Genomic DNA, 6455 nt, shown 5'->3' with positions numbered 1-6455 from the left:
ACAACAGGCTACCGGATTGACGTAGCCAAATGGGATGCCGACAAACAACGGGTAAAGAACGGATGCACCAACAAGCTAAAGCAAAGCGCATCCGAAATCAATGCGGACTTGCTGAAATACTATGCAGAAATGCAAAACGTGTTCAAGGAATTTGAGGTACAGGAAACCATGCCTACCACGCAACAGTTAAAAGATGCGTTCAACTTACGGATGAAAAATACAAGTGAAGAACAGACGGAAGAAGCCCCTGTCAGCTTTTGGGAAGTGTTCGATGAGTTTGTAAAGGAGTGTGGCAATCAGAATAATTGGACGGCATCCACATACGAAAAATTTGCAGCAGTGAAAAATCACCTCAAAGAGTTCAAAGAAGATGTAACCTTTGAATACTTCAATGAGTTCGGATTGAACGAATATGTCAATTTCTTGCGTGACAAGAAAGACATGAGAAACAGCACCATCGGCAAACAGATGGGATTCCTCAAATGGTTTCTGCGCTGGAGTTTCAAGAAAGGACACCATCAGAACATTGCATACGATACATTCAAACCCAAATTGAAAACCACTTCTAAAAAGGTGATATTCCTGACGTGGGAAGAACTGAACAAATTGAAAGATTATCAGATACCGCATGACAAGCAGTATTTGGAACGTGTCAGGGATGTTTTCTTGTTCTGCTGTTTTACGAGTTTACGATATTCGGATGTTCGCAATCTGAAAAGAAGCGATGTGAAACCCGACCACATTGAAGTTACCACAGTCAAGACAGCGGACAGCCTGATAATCGAACTGAACGACCACAGCAAAGCCATTCTTGAAAAATACAAGGATGTTCATTTCGAGAATCACATGGCATTGCCCGTCATCAGCAATCAGAAGATGAATGATTATCTGAAAGAACTGGGTGAGCTGGCGGAAATCAACGAGCCTGTACGGGAAACCTACTACAAGGGGAATGAACGTATAGATGAAGTCACACCCAAGTACGCTTTGTTAAGCACCCATGCCGGAAGAAGGACATTCATCTGCAATGCGCTGGCTCTTGGAATCCCAGCACAGGTGGTCATGAAATGGACGGGACACAGCGACTACAAGGCTATGAAACCCTACATTGACATAGCGGATGATATTAAGGCGAACGCCATGAACAAGTTTAATCAACTATAAAAGTATCAAACAGTTTCATAGATAGTTACCAATGACTATATTTGTAGAAATTATCATCACAATATGAGCAACAAAGAATCCAATATAGAAAAAACGAACTTAGATGCGTTCATACACGCAGTCGGTTCGGAAATAAAACAGGCGCAAGTAAGACTAATCATCGCAGCCAATGCGCAAATGCTGTTCCACTACTGGAAAGTGGGCAACTATATTCTCTATCATCAACAACAGCATGGGTGGGGAAGTAAAATCATCAAGCAACTGGCAAAAGCTATCCGGCTGAATTTTCCTGAAAAGAAAGGCTATTCGGAACGCAACCTTACCTATATGTGTCAGTTTGCAAAGGCATATCCTTTGAGGGCATTGCAAAGTTTCATAGAAACGGATGCAAAGTTGATAGCTCCAAGTGTGGAGAGAATAGCAGACGAAGTACGCTACTTAAACGATGCGCAATTTACGCAAGAGCCTCTTGCGCAAATCCAATCCACTGATAACAATGAAATTATAATCACGCAAGAACCTCTTGCGCAAATTCATAATGTTGCCAGAACCGTATCTGATATTTACCGGATGGAAATTAAGGATATAGAAAGCGTATTCATGGCATCACCTGTTGCAAGAACCAATTGGGCAAGCCATGTGATTATGCTTAACAGTTCAATTCCATTGGGTGTAAGCTATTGGTACATGAAGCAGTCTGTGGAAATGGGCTGGAGCAGCAATGTTCTTAAAATACAAATTGAGACCAACCTGTACAGCAGACAAATCAGCAATAATAAGGTAAACAATTTCACCACTACGCTTCCTGCACCGCAAAGCGACCTCGCCAATTACCTGTTGAAAGACCCGTACATCTTTGATTTGGCTGGAACTAAAGAGAAAGCAGACGAAAGGGACATAGAAGAACAGTTGGTTAAGCACGTTACCTGTTACTTGCTGGAAATGGGCAATGGTTTTGCTTTCGTTGCACGACAGAAACATTTCCAAGTCGGAAACAGCGATTTCTATGCAGACCTGATACTATATTCTATTCCACTGCACGCATATATCGTGGTAGAATTAAAGGCTACCCCATTCAAACCGGAGTATGCAGGGCAACTGAACTTCTACATCAATGTGGTGGATGATAAACTGAGGGGAGAGAACGACAACAAGACTATCGGGTTGTTGCTGTGCAAGGGAAAAGACGAAGTTGTAGCACAATACGCATTGACAGGCTATGACCAGCCGATAGGCATCAGCGATTACCAACTGAGCAAGGCTATACCTGAAAACTTAAAATCGGCTCTGCCAAGTATAGAAGAAGTGGAAGAAGAACTGGCTTCCTTTCTTGATAAAGACAAAAATCCATAAATCCAAGATATATGGCAGGAGAAATACTGATTATGATTCCCCAATACGGTGAACTCAACCGAATATACAGTGACTTTATTGTAAGCCATACTTTTTCTTTTGACAAGCAGAAATTCATCACGAACTTCTACAAGCAATACAATGACACAAAAGCTTTTGAAGCCGCTATCCTTGAATTGGTACTTGACAAGCAGAAAGAACAGTACACTCTGATTCTCGACAGTCTAAGAGCCGAGATAGAGAAAAACATGATGCTTTACGAAAAATATCCATTGCTTGATGATGAGATAATTTCTCGTGTGTGCTACCATTTCGCTGATAGATATAATATTGATATAGAGGAACAACTGGAGGTTACACAAAAACTAAACAAGCCTTTGAACGAGGCATATAACAGATATGATTCTATTGATTACAGGGAACATACGGCAGAAGAAGAAAAGCAAGCCGAAAAGGAATATGAACGCTGCAAGGCTGAATATGAGAAAGAAAAAGAAGAACTGGACAAGCTTTACGAATTGCAAAAGCAAGCAAGAAAAGAGGCTTTCCAATATATAGAGAACTGCTGCGGAGATATTTATAAATTGAGTTTCCATTTTATGGAAATATTAGCAAAATATATTCCCGTAGCTAAAGATAAACCGGAAGAGCTAACCAAGCCAAGCGAACCCGATATGCAAGAAGAAGCACCCAAAGAGGAACAACACGAATATTTCGACATGGAGTTGCTTTCGCACGTTTACACGACCTGCGTAGGAGAACAATTCGAGAATATTTCCGAATATGATTTCTATGCTTGTATGAATCTGCACCCCGGCAAATGCAAGCTGAAAATAAAAACGAGAGAGAAAATACGTGTCTGCTACCTGATATTCCTGATGGGTGAACAACTGCCCAAACTAGACAGGGAGAATTGGAAAAAGAATATCCTCAAAATGCTGGATATTGAAGAGAACTATTACAAGTCAAAATACAAGGAACCTGTTTCCGATTTCCCAAGTGACAGCAACCAGAAGTTCGCCAAAGAAATGGACGCAATATTCCGATAATCCGTGATATACCCTGACATATTACGAAATAACCACTTTTACCACTCAAATTAATTTTTGAGTGGTATTTTTATTGTCTGATATTCAAAGAAATAATAAAATATTCCATTTACACTAACCACATCCTTACCACTTACAAACCTACCTAATTTTGCATCGTTCGAGAACAGAAATAACAGCCAGTGCGCAGGGCTGATTGTTAAACGACTAAATAGATTGGACGATGACAAATCTTCAAGAGTTATTATCAAAACCCGTCTGGCAGATGACAGGCGAAGAGTTCATATTCTTAAGCAAGCACGCTTCCGGTCAAACGGAAATGCAGCCACAGCCCGTTACGGACACAGAAAGGAAGTATGTGTACGGAATACTGGGCATTGCCAAACTGTTCGGGTGCAGCCTGCCCACCGCCAACCGCATCAAGAAAAGCGGAAAGATTGACAAGGCAATCACCCAGATAGGACGCAAGATTATCGTAGATGTGGAGCTTGCCCTTGAACTGGCCGGGAAGAAAACAGGAGGACGAAAATAACGGGAGGCATGGCTATGGACTATATTAAAGAGACTAAGGACATATCGGCAGAAGAAGCCATTATCCTTTGGCAAGCCTCACGTTTGAGCCTGTCGAAAAGTTATGAGAAAGCACCTGAAATCCTCAAAGTACATGGTTCTGTCATTGGGACATTGGGCAATTTCAGCGCATCCATCGGCAAAGCCAAAAGTAAAAAGACATTCAATGTATCGGCTATCGTAGCCGCCGCATTGAAGAACGGCACAGTGTTGCGATATGTGGCAGAACTGCCGGAAGATAAGCGGAAAGTGCTTTATGTTGATACAGAGCAAAGCCCTTACCATTGCCTGAAAGTCATGACACGCATTTTGCGGATGGCCGGCTTGCCAGATGACAGGGACAATGAAAACCTTGAATTCCTCGCTTTGAGAAAATACACGCCTGAGCAACGTATCAGGATTGTAGAACAGGCTATCTACAACACTCCCGACATTGGTCTTGTAATCATAGACGGCATCCGTGATATGGTGTACGACATCAACAGCCCCGGTGAATCCACACGCATCATATCCAAGCTGATGCAGTGGACGGACGACAGGCAGATACACATCCATACGATACTGCATCAGAACAAGGGGGATGAGAACGCAAGAGGGCACATTGGTACGGAATTGAACAACAAGGCGGAAACCGTATTACTGGTAGAAAAGGACAAGGGCAACGGTGACATCAGCCATGTTTCAGCCATTCACATACGAGCAATGGACTTTGAGCCTTTTGCGTTCCGCATCAACGACAAAGCCCTTCCCGAACTTATAGAGGGTTACAAACCCGAAACAAAGAAACCGGGAAGACCCGAAGAAGAGAAGTTCGACCCTTACAGGCATATCACCGAGCAGCAGCACCGCATCGCGTTGGAAGCCGCATTCGGTCTGAAAGAGGAATATGGTTACAAGGAACTGGAAGATGCTTTAATCAAGACCTATATGTCTGTGGGTGTAAAACTGAACCATAAAAAGGCGGTATCGCTCATCACCATGCTCCGCAACAAGCGGATGATAGTGCAGGAGAACGGCAGAAAATACACATTCATGCCTGACTTCCACTATTAGCCCATTTCCCTGCAATCACTTCACTTTATTCTCGGGGTGTATATATTAGGAATATAGTGAAGTGCTTGGGGAATGGGACTAAATCACTTCACTTTATTACCGTATCCTATATATACGAGAATTTAGTGAAGTGATTATAGACCGTACTTCCTAAAAAGGTACGGGCAAAAAGAAAAATAAACCAATTCACCAACTACTAAAACAATCATTTTATGGATATACAGACAGCCAAGCAAATCAGAATAGCGGATTATCTGCATAGTTTAGGATATTCTCCCGTCAAGCAACAAGGTGTCAATCTGTGGTATAAATCACCGTTAAGGGAAGAAGCCGAAGCCTCGTTCAAGGTAAATACCGAACGTGAACAATGGTATGACTTCGGTTTGGGTAAAGGTGGTGGTATCATAGAACTGGCTGCACACCTGTACGCTACCGACCATGTACCTTACATCTTGAAACGGATAGCAGAGCAGACACCGCACGTGCGCCCGGTATCTTTCTCTTTTGGAAAGCAAAACTCTTCCGAGCCGAGCTTCCAACAGTTGGAGATTGTTCCGCTGTCATCTACTGCCCTGCTTGCCTACTTACAAGGTAGAGGAATTAACATAAAACTGGCGAAAAGAGAATGTAGTGAAGCACGTTTCACTCACAACGGCAAGCGGTACTTTGCCATCGCCTTTCCCAATGGTTCGTGTGGATATGAAATCCGCAACCGCTATTTCAAGGGCTGCATCGCCCCAAAGGAAATCTCCCACATCAGGCAGTCGGGAAAAGCGAGGAATACCTGTTATGTGTTCGAGGGATTTATGGACTACCTCTCCTTTTTGACATTGAGACAAGAAAGCTGCCCAAATTATCCGGAATTGGACGGGCAGGACTACATTGTATTGAACTCCGTATCGAATGTAAACAAGGCTCTCTATCCGTTGGGCAATTACGAACGCATCCACTGCTTTTTCGACAACGACCATGCAGGACTGGAAGCACTCCGGCAAATCCGCATGGAATACGGCAGAGAGCGGTACCTCCGGGACGCTTCGCAGATTTACAGAGGATGCAAGGACTTGAACGAATACTTACAGAAACAGATTGAAAGAAAAAGGCAGCTCCAGTCCGCCAAAGGGGTGCGCAGCCAATCACCGGAAAAGAAGAACGGCTTCCAGTTATAGCCCACTATAACTACACGCTTCGCTTTCGTAGTTGTGGGCTCTCCCGAGGGGATTAGGGCTTTGCCCTAATGACCCACTCAGGGCGTTTCACCCCTGA

At 43.3% G+C, this 6455-nt stretch carries 6 protein-coding genes; all 6 read left to right on the top strand.

The window, feature by feature from the left end; genetic code table 11:
- Positions 1–1164, top strand: a 1164-nt coding sequence (locus LPH68_RS25245) for a site-specific integrase (RefSeq protein WP_230297213.1), incomplete at its 5' end; no start/stop codon positions are given.
- Positions 1165–1227: 63 nt separating this feature from the next.
- Positions 1228–2517, top strand: coding sequence for a YhcG family protein (locus LPH68_RS25240; RefSeq protein ID WP_118773624.1), 1290 nt, complete (start codon positions 1228–1230; stop codon positions 2515–2517).
- Positions 2518–2528: 11 nt separating this feature from the next.
- Positions 2529–3566, top strand: coding sequence for a hypothetical protein (locus tag LPH68_RS25235; RefSeq protein ID WP_009121545.1), 1038 nt, complete (start codon positions 2529–2531; stop codon positions 3564–3566).
- Positions 3567–3789: 223 nt separating this feature from the next.
- Positions 3790–4098: a DUF3853 family protein gene (locus tag LPH68_RS25230; RefSeq protein ID WP_009121544.1), complete on the top strand. Its 309-nt coding sequence runs from the start codon at positions 3790–3792 to the stop codon at positions 4096–4098.
- A gap of 14 nt (positions 4099–4112) precedes the next feature.
- Positions 4113–5189, top strand: a complete 1077-nt coding sequence (locus tag LPH68_RS25225) for an AAA family ATPase (RefSeq protein WP_118773647.1) — start codon at positions 4113–4115, stop codon at positions 5187–5189.
- A gap of 212 nt (positions 5190–5401) precedes the next feature.
- Positions 5402–6358, top strand: a complete 957-nt coding sequence (locus LPH68_RS25220) for a toprim domain-containing protein (protein ID WP_025077123.1) — start codon at positions 5402–5404, stop codon at positions 6356–6358.
- The last annotated feature ends 97 nt before the right edge of the window (positions 6359–6455 follow it).

It is taken from the genome of Bacteroides sp. 1_1_30, assembly GCF_020982715.1.
Classification (GTDB): domain Bacteria; phylum Bacteroidota; class Bacteroidia; order Bacteroidales; family Bacteroidaceae; genus Bacteroides; species Bacteroides xylanisolvens.
This window is presented reverse-complemented; position numbering and strand designations above follow the sequence as displayed.

Excerpts from the sequence above, each read along its gene's own strand:
- LPH68_RS25220 (WP_025077123.1), top strand. The coding sequence starts at position 5,402 with ATGGATATACAGACAGCCAAGCAAATCAGAATAGCGGATTATCTGCAT.
- LPH68_RS25240 (WP_118773624.1), top strand. The coding sequence starts at position 1,228 with ATGAGCAACAAAGAATCCAATATAGAAAAAACGAACTTAGATGCGTTC.
- LPH68_RS25230 (WP_009121544.1), top strand. The coding sequence starts at position 3,790 with ATGACAAATCTTCAAGAGTTATTATCAAAACCCGTCTGGCAGATGACA.
- LPH68_RS25225 (WP_118773647.1), top strand. The coding sequence starts at position 4,113 with ATGGACTATATTAAAGAGACTAAGGACATATCGGCAGAAGAAGCCATT.
- LPH68_RS25235 (WP_009121545.1), top strand. The coding sequence starts at position 2,529 with ATGGCAGGAGAAATACTGATTATGATTCCCCAATACGGTGAACTCAAC.